Below are 15,731 nucleotides of genomic sequence, written 5' to 3' on the forward strand. Positions count from 1 at the left end.
TTATTTTAAGTGGAAAATCTATCATTAAAGAAAACAGGCATGCATGCAGTTATAGTCAGTAATGGATTTCCTCCTTCAAAGGAATTGCTCGAGGAAGAATTGAAGTCCGCAGATTTGATCATTGGTGCCGACGGAGGCGGAAATACACTGCTTAGTCACGGGCACGATCTGCATGTGGTTATCGGTGATATGGACAGTTTTAAAAAACCGAAAGATCCTGATTTTGAGATTATTAAAGATACTGACCAGGAAACCAACGACCTGGAAAAGGCTTTATCACTGGCTGTTTACAGAGATGCAGAAACATGTACTGTTCTGGGAGCTTTTGGGCGAAGGATGGATCATTCACTAAAGAATCTGTCGGTCTTGAAGCGCTTTGATTCCGCATTTAATCATCTCTTGTTCAAAGATGAACGACTGTCGGCACGGCTCATCAGCTCAGCCTATTCGGGAAATCTACCCATTGGAAGCATCATATCTTTGTTTCCACTTTCAGGAAAAGTAACAGGCATTACCACAAAAGGATTAAAGTATCCCTTAAATAATGAAATCCTGGAAAATGGAGAGCGGGACGGAACCTCGAATGAAAATGTGGAAGAAGAATTCTCCATCGAAATTGACAGCGGAGACCTGGTGGTTTTTTTGGAGAATTAAAAATGCAGAATTCGAAATTTAAAATAAGATGAGACCTCGTCTAATTTTAAATTTTTGAATTTTAATTCTGTAAGTATCTAAGCATGAGTTAGTACCTTCTTTTCCGGCTCTTCCATAGATTTCTTCCAGGCCAGGTATCCGGCGAAGGCAATTGCGGTAAAAAAGAGAAACTGAAAACTGGTTAACACCAATCCTTTGTAGAAGTAGAGTGGGATGGAAATCAGGTCGGTGATGATCCAGGCAATCCAGCTTTCCAGCTTTTTGCGGGCCATCAGCCACATGCCGGCAATGGCAAAACAAGTGGTGGTTGAATCCCAGAAGGATACATCACTATCGGTAAAATTGGAGAGTACGAAATACAGAATCGCAAAGGAGGTCAGCAAAATCCCGACGGTGATCAGATTTTCTTTAGCGCTGTTTATGGTAACCCGAACCTGGTCCCGGCTTTCGTCTTTGGGGTGAATCCAATAATACCAGCCGTACACACTCATCACAAAATAATAGAAATTCACGCCCATGTCGGCATACAGCTTATATTGAAAAGCGAGGTATACATAAATCAACACGCTGACGATTCCGGTGGGGTACACCCAAATGTTTTCCTTCATTGAAAACCAGACGCTCATGAGCCCGGTTGTTACGGCGATCCACTCAAGCGCTGTGGTTTGAATGATCCCGTTTATAATGCCGTCGATGATGTATTCCATAGGGTGCTTTTCTGATGAGCGGCAAAAATAGAAAAATTCTGTAAGGAATATGGGTTTCAAAGCTCTTACTTAATCAAACTCGACATTTTGAGCCTGCCTGTCGTTAGGCAGGGGTACTCCCTAAACCTGAACAAGCAGTTTGTCTTAATTAAACTTGTGAAGATTCTTCGCTATCACTCAGAATGACTTTTTAAAAGATTTTGATATGGATAATGCAACATATATTGTAACTAACCCGGAAAGAAAGGTGCTTTACACAGGCGTGACGAGTAGCCTTCCAAGAAGAATAGTTGAGCATTACTTGAATCGTGGAAATAATAAATCATATGCAGGCAGATACTTTTGTTATTGTCTCATTTGGTATGATGTTTTTCCAACGATGTACGAAGCTATAGAAGCTGAGAAAAGAATCAAGGGGAAATCGAGGGCATGGAAAGATGAATTAATTACGCGATCAAACCCAAGGTGGAAGTTTTTAAATGAAGAAATACTGGGGGAATGGCCTCCAAGAAAAACATTGCCTTTTTAAATGGAAAAAAAGAGAACAGAGTCATCTTGAGGGTACTCCCGAAAGATCTTCACATGCCTGAACAGGCAGTTTGCTTTAATTAAGCCTATGAAGATTCTTCGTTAGCACTCAGAATGACGGGTTAACAATTATGTGTTCCTTGTTGGATGTTCAACTCACCGGCTTTTCAAAACTCCGGATAGGTTCAGCTTGTGGATGGGGATGAGGTAAGTGGAAAGCATTTCATCCTTATGGATGCCCAGCTCGCCGGTTCCGCGAAAGTCAACCATACATACCTTCTCAGCCGTTTGCACAACCTCACCGATGCCGTAATATTCCGGACTGGGGCCATAATAAACCAAATCTCCGGTGCGGAGCGTATTTTTTGCACGGCGGTGATAGGGAAGGATCACCGGTAAGAGATCCAATCGGTAAGAAAGTCTTCGTTTTTTTGAACTTCCCATCAGTTTACTGCTTCTGATGAATAATGATTTTACGTTTATTGCCGGGAATATGTGAAATTTCAACCCGGATGGCATCTTCAGGAATCAACCCGCCAATTTTTTCAGGCCATTCAACCAGGCAAACGCCATCGCCATAAAAGTATTCTTCGGCTCCTATTTCCAGGGCTTCCTGTTCATGCTTCAACCGGTAACAGTCGAAATGGTAAACAGGTAAATCACCGGAATATTCGTGAATTAAAGTATAGGTAGGAGAACTGACTTTTTCAGGCTCAATCCCAAAAAAAGAAGCTACTCCTTTCACAAAATGAGTTTTTCCGGCGCCGAGGTCGCCCTCAAGGCAAACCACATCTCCTGATTCCAATTGCTTACCCAACTCGAAACCGATACGAATGGTTTCATCTACCGAAGAAGATATGTATTCTGCTTTTGGCACAGGTTTATTTATGAAGTTTCAGAGTTTGGAAGTGGGTGTGAGTTAATGCAATTTCTTATGCACCTCAGATTCTCACCAGAAAGTGAGACTTGCTGGCACCTGTTTTCCTGATTTAGATTAGTATTTCTTGTATCAATACTTTCTAAAGCGTCCTTCTCCTTGTGAAGGAGAAGACAGAAGAGGTTGGAAGTACAAGCTAACATTCTATTGTTTACTTCGGAGTTAATGTGGCTACGGGTAATATCATCTCTTCCATTGAAGCCCCGCCATGCTGGAAGGTGTCTCTGTACCTATTCTGATATTTATGATAATTGGTTGGATACACAAAGTAATAATCTTCCCGGGCGATGATGTAATTATTCACAGCTCCCACTTTAGGCAGGCGATACTGCTCGGGATCATCCATAAATACTACAGCATCCGATTCATCCGCCTTCAGGTTCCGGCCGTATTTGTATCGCAGATTGGTTGCCGTGTCTTTATCGCCATACACTTTTGTATCCCTAAGAGCACGCACCGAACCATGGTCGGTGGTAATAATCAGGGTGACATCCTCCTTGGCTAGTCCCTTGAACATCTGCAGTAAGGAGGAATGCTGAAACCATGCTTCCGTGACCGAGCGGAAAGCCGATACATCGGGGGCTAATTCCTTAATCACATCTGAATCGGATCGGGAGTGAACCAGCGTATCCACAAAGTTAAATACAAAAGCAGCAAGTTTTGATTGTGCATAACTACCAATTTTATCAGCTACTTTCCGCCCGGCTTCCGCATTCAGGATTTTTTCATATTTGAAGTTGATGTCGATGCCATCACGCTCCAGTTGCTTGCGCAGCAGCTCTTCTTCGTGGCGGTTCAGGGATGATTCATCCTGACCCTGCTGCCACAATTCCGGGTACATGCGCTCTATATCAGATGGATATAATCCCGAGAAAATAGCATTCCGGGAATACGGAGTAGCGGTAGGTAAAATGGAGTAGTAGAAATCGGTATCGATGGAGAAATAGTTGGAGAGGAATGGCTCAAATACCAGCCACTGATCATACCGCATACAGTCGATCAGGAAAAACATCACTTTCTCATCTTTCTCCAAATGGGGATTCACATACTTCCTGAAGATCTCCTGAGAAAGCAACGGCCGGCCTTCATCTTTTTTCACCCAGTCTTTGTATTCCTGACTTACAAACTTCCCGAACTCCTTGTTGGCCTGCTGAAACTGATCGTCCAGAACCTGAATGAGCCCCTCATCACCTGAGCCTAAGTCAATTTGCCAGTTGGTAAGTTCTTTGTAGATGTCGATCCATTCTTTCCAGTGGGTACCGGGGTGAATGCGGGATGAAAGCTCATTGAATTGCTTAAGGTAGGTTTGGGCTGATTTTTCAGACTGTATCCGGCTTCGCTCGAGCAGCCGCTTGGTGGTCAGTAGTATCTGGTTGGGATTTACCGGCTTGATGAGATAATCGGAGATCTTACCCCCAATGGCGTCTTCCATAATGGATTCTTCTTCACTCTTGGTAATCATCACTACCGGAAGCGAAGGTTGAATAGATTTGATCTTTTCCAGTGTTTCGATACCACCCATACCCGGCATTTGCTCATCCAGGTAAACAATGTCGAAAGGTTCGGAGGAAATCATGCTCACCGCATCATCCCCGTTGGCAACCGGAGTGATTTCGAATCCCTTTTTCTCTAAAAATATAATATGTGATTGCAGCTGATCGATTTCATCATCTGCCCAAAGTATTTTTGGCATGAAGTCCTGTAGGTTAATTGCCACCAATTATAACGAACACCAATAAGATAAGTCCGTTTGGCTTCTTCAACAATGTTTGTGTTGTTGAGTTCCGGTGGCTGTTACTCTTTGCCATCAAGGGTGATAAAGGGGCGGATGTTTTCCAACCGTTTTTCACCGATGCCTTTTACATTAAGCAGTTCCTCTATCGAATCAAAACCGCCATTGGCTTCTCTATATTTAATGATTCGGCCCGCATATGCTTCACCGATTCCATTCAGGGTTTGAAGCTCAGCGCTTGTTGCCGTATTTAGGTTAATGATTTCAATAGAAGCAGTCTCATCCTGTTCAGGGTGCTTTTCTGTTTCTGTCTGCTCCACCTCTTCCGAAGCTGGAGTTTCACTAACTGCCAGCTCCGGATTATATTTTTGATCCAGTTCTTTTTGTTCCTGATGAAGCTGGGCACTGCGTTTGTCAAATTCAGCCATGATGGCATCGTATTTTTCCTGGCTGTAATTGAATGTTTTGCCAAGGAAGAAATTCAGCATAAAAAGCACGACCAAAATCCCGAGCAAAATAGAGATGGAGATGCGCTCACTCCTTGATATCTGGAGTCGGTCGATCCAGAAAAAAGCTTTACGTTTTAGGTCGTTGAATTTCATGTACTAATATGGCTGAGGCAACCCAAAAACTCAATAGGTAATTAAGGCTAAACCCGTAGCACAGACAGGCTGTCCGTTCTGCGGACTTAAAAACAAAATTGGGCTAATTCACAAAATAGCACAAGCGTCCGCTTGTGCGGTTGGTAATTCAAACTTGTATATAATAGTTCAAGCGGACGCTTGAACTATTCGTAATTCAGGAATTCATTCTGAACAAGTTCAGCACATCTAATTCTTTCCTTGTTTCCGAAGACAAGAAGTAAGAAGTTTGGCAAAATTTATTTCATGAGCGAACAAAACGTATTTACATATCAAGACCAAAGCATTGCCTATGAAAAGGCGGGTGAAGGAAAGCCGCTGGTGATACTGCACGGGTGGGGAAGCAGCAAGCGGGTAATGATGCCGGTTGCCCGAAACCTGGCTCACCTTCGAACAAGTTATGTACTGGACCTTCCCGGCTTTGGAGATTCCCCCGACCCATCCCGCGCCTGGAATATCGATGACTATGCCGATGCTGTTCAGGCTTTTATAAGCTCTCTTGAGGAAGAAAAAGCAGATGTACTGGTGCATTCTTTTGGCGGTCGAATTATGCTAAAGCTCTGCGCCCGCGACTTTGGTAAAGCTCATATCAACAAAGTGCTGATTACGGGCGGGGCCGGTATGAAGCCTAAGCGCTCAATGAAATTCTACATTCGGAAGTACACCGCTAAAGTGCTGAAAGCTCCCTTTATGATTTTACCCGGCTCCCCTCGTGAAAAGGCTTTGGGTTGGCTGCGGTCAACGGCGCTGTGGAAAAGCCTGGGCTCAAGCGATTACAGCAAAATTTCTGGAGTAATGCGAGAAACATTTGTGAAATCAGTTTCGGAATATCTGGAAAGCACATTGCCTCATATTCCTCATGAAGTGTTATTACTATGGGGCAGAAATGATGATGCTACTCCGGTTTACCAGGGAGAGCGAATAGAAAAAGGGATTAAGAATGCAGCCCTGGTGATTATTGAAGATGCCGGTCATTATGCCTTTCTGGATAAGCCGAAACAGTTTGCCCGGATTGCGGAGGCGTTTTTTAGATAATAGATGTGAGATGAAAGACATGAGATCTCATGAAATCTTACATCTCAAGTCTTTCATCTAACACCTTTTTAAACCAAGACTCTGAGTTTTCTAAGATATACTTCACTCCTAGCTCTTCAATTTCTAACCCGGCATTGAGCAAACTAATCCCTGCCTTCTGAGCACGCTTGCTGCTTTTGTCTCCACCAATTCCGTAGATGGGATCGTCGATAATGGGATGACCCCACTGTTCCAGGTGCAATCGGATCTGGTGGGTTCGGCCTGTTTTTGGGGTGCATTTTACGATAGCCGATTCCTGATTTTGGGTAATAACTTCGAAATGCGTGATAGCCTCTTTGGCATGTTTCAGTCCCAATTCACTTTCAAACACGAAGCCTGTTTTGCGGCGAATAGGAGTGTCGATGGTTATGGATTTTTCAGCAGGATTACCGGAAACCCATGCAAAATACGTTTTACGGACTTTGGACTCGCTGAAACAAACCATCGCCTTTTGGGCAAATTCCTTGTTGCGGGCAAAGAGTACGAGCCCGGAAGTTACAGCATCCAGCCGGTGGACAATACGGAGGTTATTGAACCCCTTTTCTTCCAGGATGGTGGTCAGCGAGTTCTTGTTATATCGCCCGCCGGGGTGCATGGGTAACGGAGCGGGTTTATAGACAATAAGGTAGTCAGTATTCTTCTCAAGGACTTCAACTTCATCCGGAACGGAAGGCTCAATTACCCTGGGATTGTGATGATATACCTCATCTTGCCGGGAGAGAATATGGCATGCATCTGCCTTTTCTCCGTTCACTCCCACATGCCCGTTTTTGATTTTCACTTTCCAGACATTAGCCCCATGAAACGGGAAGCGGGTAGTCATTAAATTCAGCAATGACTTTCCCTCAAACTCAGACTTCACCTTAAAGCGGTAGGTGATGGGATAAGGGGAAACAATTCGGATCGGGCGGGAAGAATCAGCCATGTTTACTTGTTGGCCGAGCTCAGTTCTCTTTCTTTAAAATCCTCATCAAAGTAGTTGTACCACTTTCGGAATGGACGGAAGGCATTTTCAGGGTCGAAAGGGCGCTTGAACTCACTTTCTTTACATTCTTCGCTGCAGCATCCATCCATTCTTTTGGCACCTTCTTCCGAGCAAACGAACAGCTTATTGCATTCCATGTTTGCACAGTTGATGTAAGTATCGGCAGGCTTGCCGGTAATTTCACACCGGGCTATGGGCTGCAGATCATTGGGGTTTACGGGAACCACCAGACGGTCATCAAAAACAAAGCACTTTCCTTCAAAGTGTTTTCCCTCTTCTTCCTGCGCATATTTGAGGATTCCGCCGTGAAGCTGGTTTACATCATCCCAGCCACCTTCTTTCATGAGCACCGAAAATTTCTCACAACGGATGCCTCCGGTGCAATACATTAAAACTTTTTTGTCTTTGGGGATATCAGCTTCTTCCAGCCATTTCGGGAAATCATAGAAGTTGTCAACATCAGGAGTCAGAGCTCCTTTAAAGTGCCCGATTTTGGATTCGTAATTATTACGAACATCAATCATTACGTAATCCTCCTGCGACTCCATCACCTTGCGCCATTCGGACGGGTCCAGATAGTTTCCTCCGTTCTCAGGGTTTACATCATCTACATGGAGAGCTACAATTTCATCCCGCGTTTTGCAGATAAGCTTAGCAAATGGAATGTAGTCACTTTCTTCCTGCTTAAACTCAGTGTCTTCGAAGCCGGGGAGCGACCACAGGTAATTCTTGTATTCTTCAATTTGTTGCTTGGTACCGGCAGCGGTTCCGTTTATTCCCTCTTCCGAAATATAAATCCGCCCTTTTAATTCAATTTCCTTGCAAAACTTTTTGTGGGCTTTGCAAAAGCGATCGGGATCTTCAACCGGTTCGAAATTATAATAAAGTATTACTTGGTACATTTTTTCTCTTAAATTGTAAGAACTGTAGATTTACAGCGTTCAACATTTGCGAACCCTAAAGTTAAGCAAAATCCAAACAATGCATAAGTATCGGGATCAAATTAAAAAGGCAGTAGTTGTTACTATTCTGGCCTTGTTGAGTATGTCTTCTGCATTGATAGGGCAAGCGAGGACTGACTCACCCCGTCACCTTCTGGAAATCCAGCGGTCATTTGCTGAAGGGGATATAAATGTTGAAACGGCTGCTTTGGAACAGTTCAGGCTGCTACATGAAGTACCGGGAAACTTACTCCACAAATGTGCCACCCCGGCCGGGATGTTTCTTCATGCCCACCGGGATCGAATTTCTTTCGATGCATGGGCAAAGATCGAATCCATGCGGTCAGGTCATTCATCCTCCAAAGAGAAACGAGTTCTTCAAACATATATATCGCCGTCCGGGAAATTTGAGATTGTGTATGTAACCACCGGCGACGACTCGGTTTCAGTGGAGGATAATGACGCAAACGGAGTGCCCGATTATGTGGAGCTGGTGGCAGAATCAGCCGACTCGTCCTATCGCCACGAAGTTGTCAATCTTGGGTTTACAGATCCGATCCCGCCCGGTACCACCTACACCATTGAACTGGAAGACCTGTCCTATTATGGGGAAACGATTTTTCAGGGAGGTTCAGGTCCGGAAACCTACATCGTAATGGAAAATGATTTTGTGAATTTCCCGGCTAATACTCACCCACAGGGTAATCAGGTTGGCGCCGTGTATGCTACCGTAGCCCATGAGCTGAAGCACGCCATTCAGTACGCTCAAAATGAATGGGCTTCTCCGTCCGGGGCGTTTGACTGGGCTGAAATGGACGCCACCCTTTTTGAAGAAGTGGTATACGACGATGTGAACGACTATTACAATTACATCAAAAATGGACTGAATTCTTCGGATCCTTATTCAGCCTCAATCTTTTTTGCTCCTGAAGACGGCACACCCGGCGCATATTGGCATGTAAGCTGGATGATTTTTTACAGTGAATATTTCGGAGACGAATTGTGGAGTGATGTCTGGCAAATGATAGAAGGGCAGAATAACCTGAGCATTGATGAAGCGTTGGTTGATGTTTTGCCGGACCGGGGGGAGGAATTTGCAACCTCTTTTGTGAGAAATCACCTCTGGCATTTTGCATCCGGGTCTCGTTCAGGTCAGGATGATTATGGATTCGGGGAGAAGCTTGAGTTCCCAAACGCAAATCTCGAGGCTGGTTTTACTGCTGTTCCTGAGGAAGCGGTAGAAGTTAGTTTTATAAGACCGCTTGCTGCCCGGTATTTTGAAATTGAGCCCTCAGCCAGCGATGATGGTTTTATTGAAGTGGCCGCTGATTTTGACAGCACTCAAATTGGTATCGGAGTTTTGTTGTATATGAATAATGGCGAGATGAATGAGATCATTGCAACCGGAGAAAACAAATCTCAGGTATATGTACCTACTGAAGTGGCCTGGCAGGAAGTGGAGAAAGTAGGGGTGGTAATTGCGAACTACAGTAATTCCGGCTCCACACGGGAGATTCAGCTGTTGGTTGGTAAAGAAGGAAACACCATTACCATTCGCGATCCGGAATACACAGATTTGCCTAATTCAGTCAAGGTTTACCAAAACTATCCGAACCCCTTCAATCCGGAAACAACTATCAGTTTTGAGCTTCCCCGATCGGCCTTTGTAGAGCTGACGGTATATGACATCACGGGAAGAAAGGTGCAAACGCTTACTGCTCAGGATTTCCGGCTTGGTTCTTACTCCATCCCCTTTAATGCACAAGGATTAAGTTCGGGAGTGTATTTTTACAGACTGAAAATCAATGATGAAGTATTCACAAAAAAGATGACCCTGCTGAAATAGGGTTATTCAATAGCAGGTAAAATCTTGCCGGTTACTTCTCCAAAGCCAACCTTGAAACCATCTCCTTCAGCAAACCCGGTCATGATAACTTCGTCCCCATCTTCCAGAAAAGAACGCTTTTCTCCGGATGGCAAACTTAAAGGGTTATTGCCATTCCAGGTAATTTCAAGCATGCTTCCGTATGAATCGCCTTTATCTCCGCTTATGGTACCGGAGGCGTATAAATCTCCGGGCTGAACATTGCACCCTGCAACCGTTTGGTGGGCCAGTTGCTGAGCCATAGTCCAGTATAAATGCCTAAAGTTGGTGGAGCAGATTTGGTGAGGTTCATTTTGCTGTTCAGTTTTCAGAAGCACATCCAGTTGAATGTTGAAAGTGGTGCGGTCGGGTTGATTCAGGTAATCAAGAGGTTTAGGGTTTTGCTCCGGGCATGCCGTCCGGAAGGGTTCCAGGGCTTCCATCGTTACAATCCACGGTGATATAGATGTAGCCCAGCTTTTAGCAAGAAAAGGCCCCAGTGGCTGATATTCCCATTTCTGAATATCCCGGGCGCTCCAGTCGTTCACCAAAACCAACCCGAATATATGTTCCTCCGCTTCATGAACAGAGATGCTTTGCCCAAGCTTATTTCCCGGCCCGGTTAAGAATCCCATTTCAAGCTCAAAGTCCAGCTTCAGGGAAGGGCCAAATACCGGCTGTTCACTATCTTTGGGGATCGTTTGTCCTTTGGGGCGGTAGACATCGGTTCCGCTAAGAACAATAGAGCTTGCCCGCCCGTGGTAGCCAACCGGGAGGTGCTTCCAGTTTGATAATAATGCGTTATCAGGGTCTCTAAACATGGAGCCAACGTTGCGGGCGTGTTGTTCGGAAGAGTAAAAATCGGTGTAATCTCCAATCTGCACAGGCATCACCAACTGAACATCAGCTCTTTTTTTGAATATGTGTTCACGCAGAAGCGGATCATCCCTGAGGGTTTCGTTGTTTGCAGATAACAGAGATTGGAGCGTTTCCCGGGCTTCTGTCCAGGCTGATTTCCCCAGGCTCATAAAGTAATTGAGTGAGGAATCCTGAAAGGCAAACTGGTTATTCAGTTCGGGACCATTAAACAGGCCTTCTTCATCCAAAACAAACAAATCAATGATATATTCACCGATGGCTGAACAGAGGTGAACTTCGCCCTGGTCGGTTTCAAAAGCTCCAAACGGAAGGTTTTGTATCGGGAAATGGGAGTCAGTATCAACTTCGATGAAGGATTTCAGCATGACGTTGGTCAAATTTCAGGCATTTTTGATGTTGATGGATGATAAGCATCCTCGGTTAACAGTGAAATCGTTAACCCGCATTGATTTACTAAAATCTGCTGAAAATTGCTTATTTCATTGTTTTAGCATTTATTCATGGATACTTGGTTTTCATTTATAGTACAGATCTATCATGACAAAGTCGGAGGTACTTAAACAATTAGCGGAAGAGCTCGAGCTCACACAGACAGAAACCGAAGATCTTTATGATTCTTTTGTGGATGGTCTGACGGTGCTTCTTTCCAATGGTAAAGGTTTTACTTTACCCGGTTTAGGCAGTTTCAAATCGGAAGTAAGGGAAGAGCATAAGTCGTACAATCCTCATTATGAGCAAATGATGCTGATCCCAAAAAAAAGAGTAGTGCACTACAGCCAAAGCAGTACGTTGCGTGATCAAATAAATGAGGGCGAAGATGAGTAATAAAGTCACATATAGTGAGATTATTGAAGCCTTATCACGGAAAACGGGTTTCAGCAAGCAGAAAAGTGAGGCCTTTGCAAAAGCTCTGATTCGTAAGGTGAAACAGGAGCTGGAGGATACAGGCAAGGCATCCATCACGAATTTTGGAAGCTTTAAAGTAAAGGAAGTGGCTGAAAGACAGGGGCAAAATCCCCAAACCGGTGAGCCGATTACCATCCCGGCGCATAAGCGGGTTTCATTCACCCCATACAAAGCCCTTCGGGAAGAAGTAAATGCCAAATTTGCCCATTTGGAAACCGAGTTGCTTGGAGAGAAAGAAAAGGATGGGGGAAAGGATAAAGAGGAAGAGAAGGTTGAGCCTGTACTACCAATATCCTCAGAAGAAAAGCAGGAAGAGCCGGAAGAAAAGGTAAAGGATACGATCTTTCAGTTTGATGACGGCCCCGAAGAGGATGAGGTGAAAGAAGAGAAAACAGAAGACGCTCCGGAAGATGAGCCTGAACTGGATGATACACGGGACGAGGATCCTTTTGTCTTTGATATGCCTGACGAGCATGAAGAGGAAGAAAAAGGGCCGGAACCTGAGCCTGAATTGGAACAGGAAATGGAAAAGGAATCAGAATCTATTTCAGATGAACCGTTTGTTAGAGAAGGGAAAAAAGAAAGCAGCCGTTTTGGGTTAATCCTGATTGTGGCAGCTTTGCTGGCTGTTGCTTTGGTATCGGTATGGTGGTTCTTTTTGCGAACGGAACCAACAACCATGCCCGCTCAACAAGCTGTGGTAGAACAACCAACTACAACTCAGCCGGCAAATAACCAGACTTCGGCAAGTGTTGAAAACAGTGAGGCGGTGCAGGAAACCAATTACGGAGGCGCAGTGGATCAAGTTCCTGAACAAAATGAAGCATCCACAGCATCGGCTGCAACAGCGGCAGTTGAGAAAGAAAAACCCGCTCAAGCCGATGAATCGAATATCACTGATTACACGGTAAAGAAAAATGAATGGTACTGGGTGATTGGAAAGAAAGTGTATGGGAAGTCGCAGTTCTGGCCGCTTATATATCAGGCGAATTTTACCATGGATACGCATCCCGACTCTTTAGCGGATAACACATCACTACAGGTTCCTGCTCTGGAAGGAACGGCTGCTAACCCAACCAAAGCTGACTACCTCAGATTGGCAGAAGCTTCACAAATGGTATCTGACGCCTATAAAAAATTCGGCTTAAATGAGAAGGCCGGGGAGTATGCCCGTTTCGCAAAAAAGTGGCAGCGCCTGGGAAGCTGATTCTCAGGTGAAGTAGACGGCTCAGGTCATGGTTACAAGGTCCAGCAAAATGGAGTCCGTGATTTTGAGCCCCTCCCGAGTCAAGTGAATTCGGGCACCAGTTTTCGCTTTACCGTTTTCTTCCAGCTTTTGCAGATAATTCAACTGCCGTTCGTTGAACTCAAACCAGTAGTTCTTTTTCAGCTCTTCCTTGCTTAACCCTTTTTTTGTTCTCAATCCAAGCATAAGTCGTTCCTCTGCAAGATCGGGAAGGTTCAGTTGCTCCGGATCCGACTTTTCTTTCCAATCTCCATTTAGGTATGCGTTCAGGTTGCTGCGGTTTGTCCAGCGGGTGGCCGATTTGCGATCATCATTCCACCAAAACGAATGTGCTCCCGGGCCTAGCCCCAGGTAATTTTCGTGACTCCAGTAGTTGGAATTGTGAACGGCTTCGCTGCCCGGTTTCGCATAATTGCTGACTTCATATTGTTGAATACCGGCTGCTGCAAGTTTATCAACAACCAGATCAAAATGGTCGGAAACGGTATCGTCTTTCGGAGGGGTGAGTCGCCCAAGTTCAACCTGTTTGCCTAATCGTGTTTGGGGCTCTATAGTGAGTGAATAGGCGGAAATATGGGGAGGATTAAATTGAAGGATGGTATCAAGGTCCTGTTCCAGCACATCCAAAGACTGACCGGGGTTTCCATAAATCACATCAACCGTAAAAACCCTGAACGCTGAAGCTTCCAGTATCTCCAGACATTTAAGTGCTTCCTGGGAAGTGTGCGCTCGGTTCATAAACTTCAAAAGCTCCGGGTTGAATGACTGAACACCCATGCTTGCGCGGTTAATACCGGCAGATTTCAATCCCGCCAAATACTCCCGGCTCACATCATCAGGATTCATTTCCAGGGTGATTTCTTTAAGGTCGGTGTCAAAAACATCCCGGATGGCATCGAGAATAGCATTCACCTGTTCAGCTGTTAAAAGAGATGGAGTTCCGCCCCCAAAGTAAATAGACTGTACTGCTTCTTCCGTAAACTCTGTCTCTTTCTTGGAATAAATTTCGCGGATAAGCTCATCCACAAAATCCTGCTTATGTTGCTGTCGGGTAACGAAGTAAAAATCGCAGTACGAGCAAGCCTGTTTGCAAAAGGGGATGTGGATATAAAGGCCGCTCATAATGAAGGCTTAATTCTAAGTGCTGAATGTTAAATTGGCGACCCATTTAACATTTAGCACTCAACATTTAAAATTACTTTGTATAAAAAGGGTTTTCGTCGTACTGATCTTTCTGCTGATAGGCTCGTGAGTATTTGACGTAGTTGTCGGCATATTTAGGTATAGATGCGATTTCCTCATCCGTGAGCTTGCGTGCAGCTTTGGCGGGAGATCCCATATACATGTAGCCGCTTTCCAGCGTTTTGCCCGGAGGCACCAGCGTTCCGGCTGCCACAATCACGTCAGGCTCGATAGTCACTTCGTCCAGGATGGTAGCATTGATGCCGATCAGAACGCGGTCTTTTATCGTGCACCCATGAACAACCGCTCCATGACCAATCGTCACTTTATTGCCAATAATCGTCGGCCCGGTTTGATTCATCACATGGATACAAACATTGTCCTGCACATTGCTTTGATCACCAATCTGAATGAAATTTACGTCCCCGCGGATCGTCACATTAAACCAAACGCTGCTTTCTTTACCAAGGGTTACGTCGCCAATGATGTCGGCACTGGGAGCCACAAAAACGGTATCATCAAATTGCGGAGAACGTTTAAGGAATTCGTAAATCATGGGAGGATAATGTTGGTGTTCTTAATTTACAGAAGGTATGAATATCCAACAGCCAATATCCACCAGGATAGTGATTAGCCATCAGCTGACGCCTGTAAGCTTATAACCTTAAAACAACCGTTCGCCTCTAAGACTGGTGTAGTTATATCCGGCAATAATCAGGTGGTCTTCGACCGGGATGGAAAGCAGCTTCCCGCATTCGGCTAATCGCTTGGTGAGCTGTACATCTGCACTAGAGGCTTTGTTCTGACCAGATGGATGGTTGTGGACCAGGATGATGGAGTTTGCCTCGTTGAGCACGGCTTGTCGCATCACTTCGGCCGGTTCTACGATGGTTGCCGTTTTTCCACCGGTGCTTATTTTCTGATAACCGGTCAGGATTTTTGCATTATTCAAAAATCCTACGACAAATGTTTCTTTAGAAAGATGACGCAGTTTGGGTGCGAAATACGCATTAGCATCTTCTGGGGAGGTGATTTGAATTTCTTCCCCAAGTCCGGCCACTTCAATTCTTCTTGCCAGTTCAAAAGCGGCTTCCAGAGTGATGGCTTTTACTTTGGCTATTCCCGGAATCACCTTTAGTGCCTGCCAGTTTTTGGAAGCAAGGTTATGAAGTCCATCGAAGGTGGTAAGCAGTGCTTTGGAAGTCTCTATCACATTTAGCTTGCGGGTTCCGGTGCGGAGGAGAATGGCTAATAATTCGGAGTCGGAAAGGGAGTCGGCCCCGTAGCGCATGAGCTTTTCCCGGGGTTGTTCATCCGGCTGCATATCTTTAACCGTTCGCCGGTGGAAGTGTTCAATCGAAAAGGATTCTTCATGTATCATATCGCTCTGTTGGTTTATTCATTTTACAGTGAGAGCGATTTGAAGACGATTCCTTACAAAAAAACTTAAGTTCG

At 44.9% G+C, this 15,731-nt stretch carries 17 protein-coding genes; 6 read left to right on the plus strand and 11 right to left on the minus strand.

The window, feature by feature from the left end:
• Positions 1-39: 39 nt before the first annotated feature.
• On the plus strand, positions 40-654 hold the full coding sequence (locus ABFW99_RS08110; RefSeq protein WP_349355014.1) for a thiamine diphosphokinase: 615 nt from the start codon (positions 40-42) through the stop codon (positions 652-654).
• 77 nt (positions 655-731) lie between these two features.
• On the opposite strand, the gene pnuC is transcribed toward ABFW99_RS08110, so the two are convergent.
• Positions 732-1,361: a nicotinamide riboside transporter PnuC gene (gene pnuC / locus ABFW99_RS08115; protein WP_349355015.1), complete on the minus strand. Its 630-nt coding sequence runs from the start codon at positions 1,359-1,361 to the stop codon at positions 732-734.
• Positions 1,362-1,566: 205 nt separating this feature from the next.
• On the opposite strand from pnuC, the gene ABFW99_RS08120 reads away from it, so the two are divergent.
• Positions 1,567-1,890, plus strand: a complete 324-nt coding sequence (locus ABFW99_RS08120) for a GIY-YIG nuclease family protein (RefSeq protein ID WP_349355016.1) — start codon at positions 1,567-1,569, stop codon at positions 1,888-1,890.
• Between the two features lie 155 nt (positions 1,891-2,045).
• Here the strand turns inward: ABFW99_RS08120 and ABFW99_RS08125 are convergent, their stop codons facing one another.
• The 4 genes from ABFW99_RS08125 to ABFW99_RS08140 form a co-directional block, all read right to left on the minus strand.
• A complete protein-coding gene (locus ABFW99_RS08125) occupies positions 2,046-2,333 on the minus strand; it encodes a hypothetical protein (RefSeq protein WP_349355017.1) in 288 nt (95 codons plus the stop codon).
• Positions 2,334-2,337: 4 nt separating this feature from the next.
• Positions 2,338-2,766: a tRNA (adenosine(37)-N6)-threonylcarbamoyltransferase complex ATPase subunit type 1 TsaE gene (tsaE, locus tag ABFW99_RS08130; RefSeq protein WP_349355018.1), complete on the minus strand. Its 429-nt coding sequence runs from the start codon at positions 2,764-2,766 to the stop codon at positions 2,338-2,340.
• A 211-nt stretch (positions 2,767-2,977) separates the two neighbouring features.
• Positions 2,978-4,519, minus strand: coding sequence for a response regulator (locus ABFW99_RS08135; protein WP_349355019.1), 1,542 nt, complete (start codon positions 4,517-4,519; stop codon positions 2,978-2,980).
• A gap of 101 nt (positions 4,520-4,620) precedes the next feature.
• A complete protein-coding gene (locus ABFW99_RS08140) occupies positions 4,621-5,160 on the minus strand; it encodes a ComEA family DNA-binding protein (RefSeq protein WP_349355020.1) in 540 nt (179 codons plus the stop codon).
• 285 nt (positions 5,161-5,445) lie between these two features.
• Between ABFW99_RS08140 and ABFW99_RS08145 the strand changes: the two genes are divergently transcribed.
• Positions 5,446-6,234 carry an alpha/beta fold hydrolase gene (locus ABFW99_RS08145; protein WP_349355021.1) on the plus strand — a complete coding sequence of 263 codons (789 nt, stop codon included), beginning with the start codon at positions 5,446-5,448 and terminating at the stop codon, positions 6,232-6,234.
• 37 nt (positions 6,235-6,271) lie between these two features.
• On the opposite strand, the gene ABFW99_RS08150 is transcribed toward ABFW99_RS08145, so the two are convergent.
• Together ABFW99_RS08150 and trhO are read right to left on the minus strand one after the other, a co-directional pair.
• Positions 6,272-7,198 carry a pseudouridine synthase family protein gene (locus ABFW99_RS08150; protein WP_349355022.1) on the minus strand — a complete coding sequence of 309 codons (927 nt, stop codon included), beginning with the start codon at positions 7,196-7,198 and terminating at the stop codon, positions 6,272-6,274.
• Positions 7,199-7,200: 2 nt separating this feature from the next.
• The gene (gene trhO / locus ABFW99_RS08155) at positions 7,201-8,160 is read right to left on the minus strand and encodes an oxygen-dependent tRNA uridine(34) hydroxylase TrhO (protein ID WP_349355023.1); all 960 of its coding nucleotides are present in this window, start codon (positions 8,158-8,160) and stop codon (positions 7,201-7,203) included.
• A 79-nt stretch (positions 8,161-8,239) separates the two neighbouring features.
• Between trhO and ABFW99_RS08160 the strand changes: the two genes are divergently transcribed.
• The gene (locus tag ABFW99_RS08160) at positions 8,240-10,045 is read left to right on the plus strand and encodes a T9SS type A sorting domain-containing protein (protein ID WP_349355024.1); all 1,806 of its coding nucleotides are present in this window, start codon (positions 8,240-8,242) and stop codon (positions 10,043-10,045) included.
• Positions 10,046-10,047: 2 nt separating this feature from the next.
• Here ABFW99_RS08160 and fahA read toward each other — a convergent pair whose 3' ends face one another.
• Positions 10,048-11,307, minus strand: a complete 1,260-nt coding sequence (gene fahA, locus ABFW99_RS08165; protein WP_349355025.1) for a fumarylacetoacetase — start codon at positions 11,305-11,307, stop codon at positions 10,048-10,050.
• A gap of 172 nt (positions 11,308-11,479) precedes the next feature.
• Here fahA and ABFW99_RS08170 point away from each other — a divergent pair, with 172 nt between their 5' ends.
• Positions 11,480-11,767 (plus strand): HU family DNA-binding protein, encoded by a 288-nt coding sequence (locus ABFW99_RS08170; RefSeq protein ID WP_349355026.1) that lies wholly within the window; start codon positions 11,480-11,482, stop codon positions 11,765-11,767.
• Complete coding sequence (locus ABFW99_RS08175) at positions 11,760-13,055, plus strand: HU family DNA-binding protein (protein ID WP_349355027.1); 1,296 nt, start codon at positions 11,760-11,762, stop codon at positions 13,053-13,055. The genes ABFW99_RS08170 and ABFW99_RS08175 overlap by 8 nt, the downstream gene beginning before the upstream one ends.
• Before the next feature lie 21 nt (positions 13,056-13,076).
• Here the strand turns inward: ABFW99_RS08175 and hemW are convergent, their stop codons facing one another.
• The 3 genes from hemW to radC all read right to left on the minus strand — a co-directional run bounded on the left by hemW (position 13,077) and on the right by radC (position 15,657).
• Positions 13,077-14,216, minus strand: coding sequence for a radical SAM family heme chaperone HemW (gene hemW / locus ABFW99_RS08180; RefSeq protein WP_349355028.1), 1,140 nt, complete (start codon positions 14,214-14,216; stop codon positions 13,077-13,079).
• A 73-nt stretch (positions 14,217-14,289) separates the two neighbouring features.
• Entirely contained in the window at positions 14,290-14,832 is a 543-nt protein-coding gene (locus ABFW99_RS08185; RefSeq protein WP_349355029.1) for a gamma carbonic anhydrase family protein, read from the minus strand.
• Positions 14,833-14,940: 108 nt separating this feature from the next.
• Positions 14,941-15,657: a RadC family protein gene (gene radC / locus ABFW99_RS08190; protein ID WP_349355030.1), complete on the minus strand. Its 717-nt coding sequence runs from the start codon at positions 15,655-15,657 to the stop codon at positions 14,941-14,943.
• Between the last annotated feature and the right edge of the window lie 74 nt (positions 15,658-15,731).

The sequence above is a fragment of the Gracilimonas sp. BCB1 genome (assembly GCF_040117685.2).
Classification (GTDB): domain Bacteria; phylum Bacteroidota; class Rhodothermia; order Balneolales; family Balneolaceae; genus Gracilimonas.

Excerpts from the sequence above, each read along its gene's own strand:
- ABFW99_RS08110 (WP_349355014.1), top strand. The coding sequence starts at position 40 with ATGCATGCAGTTATAGTCAGTAATGGATTTCCTCCTTCAAAGGAATTG.
- pnuC (WP_349355015.1), bottom strand. The coding sequence starts at position 1,361 with ATGGAATACATCATCGACGGCATTATAAACGGGATCATTCAAACCACA.
- ABFW99_RS08120 (WP_349355016.1), top strand. The coding sequence starts at position 1,567 with ATGGATAATGCAACATATATTGTAACTAACCCGGAAAGAAAGGTGCTT.
- ABFW99_RS08125 (WP_349355017.1), bottom strand. The coding sequence starts at position 2,333 with ATGGGAAGTTCAAAAAAACGAAGACTTTCTTACCGATTGGATCTCTTA.
- ABFW99_RS08135 (WP_349355019.1), bottom strand. The coding sequence starts at position 4,519 with ATGCCAAAAATACTTTGGGCAGATGATGAAATCGATCAGCTGCAATCA.
- ABFW99_RS08140 (WP_349355020.1), bottom strand. The coding sequence starts at position 5,160 with ATGAAATTCAACGACCTAAAACGTAAAGCTTTTTTCTGGATCGACCGA.
- ABFW99_RS08145 (WP_349355021.1), top strand. The coding sequence starts at position 5,446 with ATGAGCGAACAAAACGTATTTACATATCAAGACCAAAGCATTGCCTAT.
- ABFW99_RS08150 (WP_349355022.1), bottom strand. The coding sequence starts at position 7,198 with ATGGCTGATTCTTCCCGCCCGATCCGAATTGTTTCCCCTTATCCCATC.
- trhO (WP_349355023.1), bottom strand. The coding sequence starts at position 8,160 with ATGTACCAAGTAATACTTTATTATAATTTCGAACCGGTTGAAGATCCC.
- ABFW99_RS08160 (WP_349355024.1), top strand. The coding sequence starts at position 8,240 with ATGCATAAGTATCGGGATCAAATTAAAAAGGCAGTAGTTGTTACTATT.
- fahA (WP_349355025.1), bottom strand. The coding sequence starts at position 11,307 with ATGCTGAAATCCTTCATCGAAGTTGATACTGACTCCCATTTCCCGATA.
- ABFW99_RS08170 (WP_349355026.1), top strand. The coding sequence starts at position 11,480 with ATGACAAAGTCGGAGGTACTTAAACAATTAGCGGAAGAGCTCGAGCTC.
- ABFW99_RS08175 (WP_349355027.1), top strand. The coding sequence starts at position 11,760 with ATGAGTAATAAAGTCACATATAGTGAGATTATTGAAGCCTTATCACGG.
- hemW (WP_349355028.1), bottom strand. The coding sequence starts at position 14,216 with ATGAGCGGCCTTTATATCCACATCCCCTTTTGCAAACAGGCTTGCTCG.
- ABFW99_RS08185 (WP_349355029.1), bottom strand. The coding sequence starts at position 14,832 with ATGATTTACGAATTCCTTAAACGTTCTCCGCAATTTGATGATACCGTT.
- radC (WP_349355030.1), bottom strand. The coding sequence starts at position 15,657 with ATGATACATGAAGAATCCTTTTCGATTGAACACTTCCACCGGCGAACG.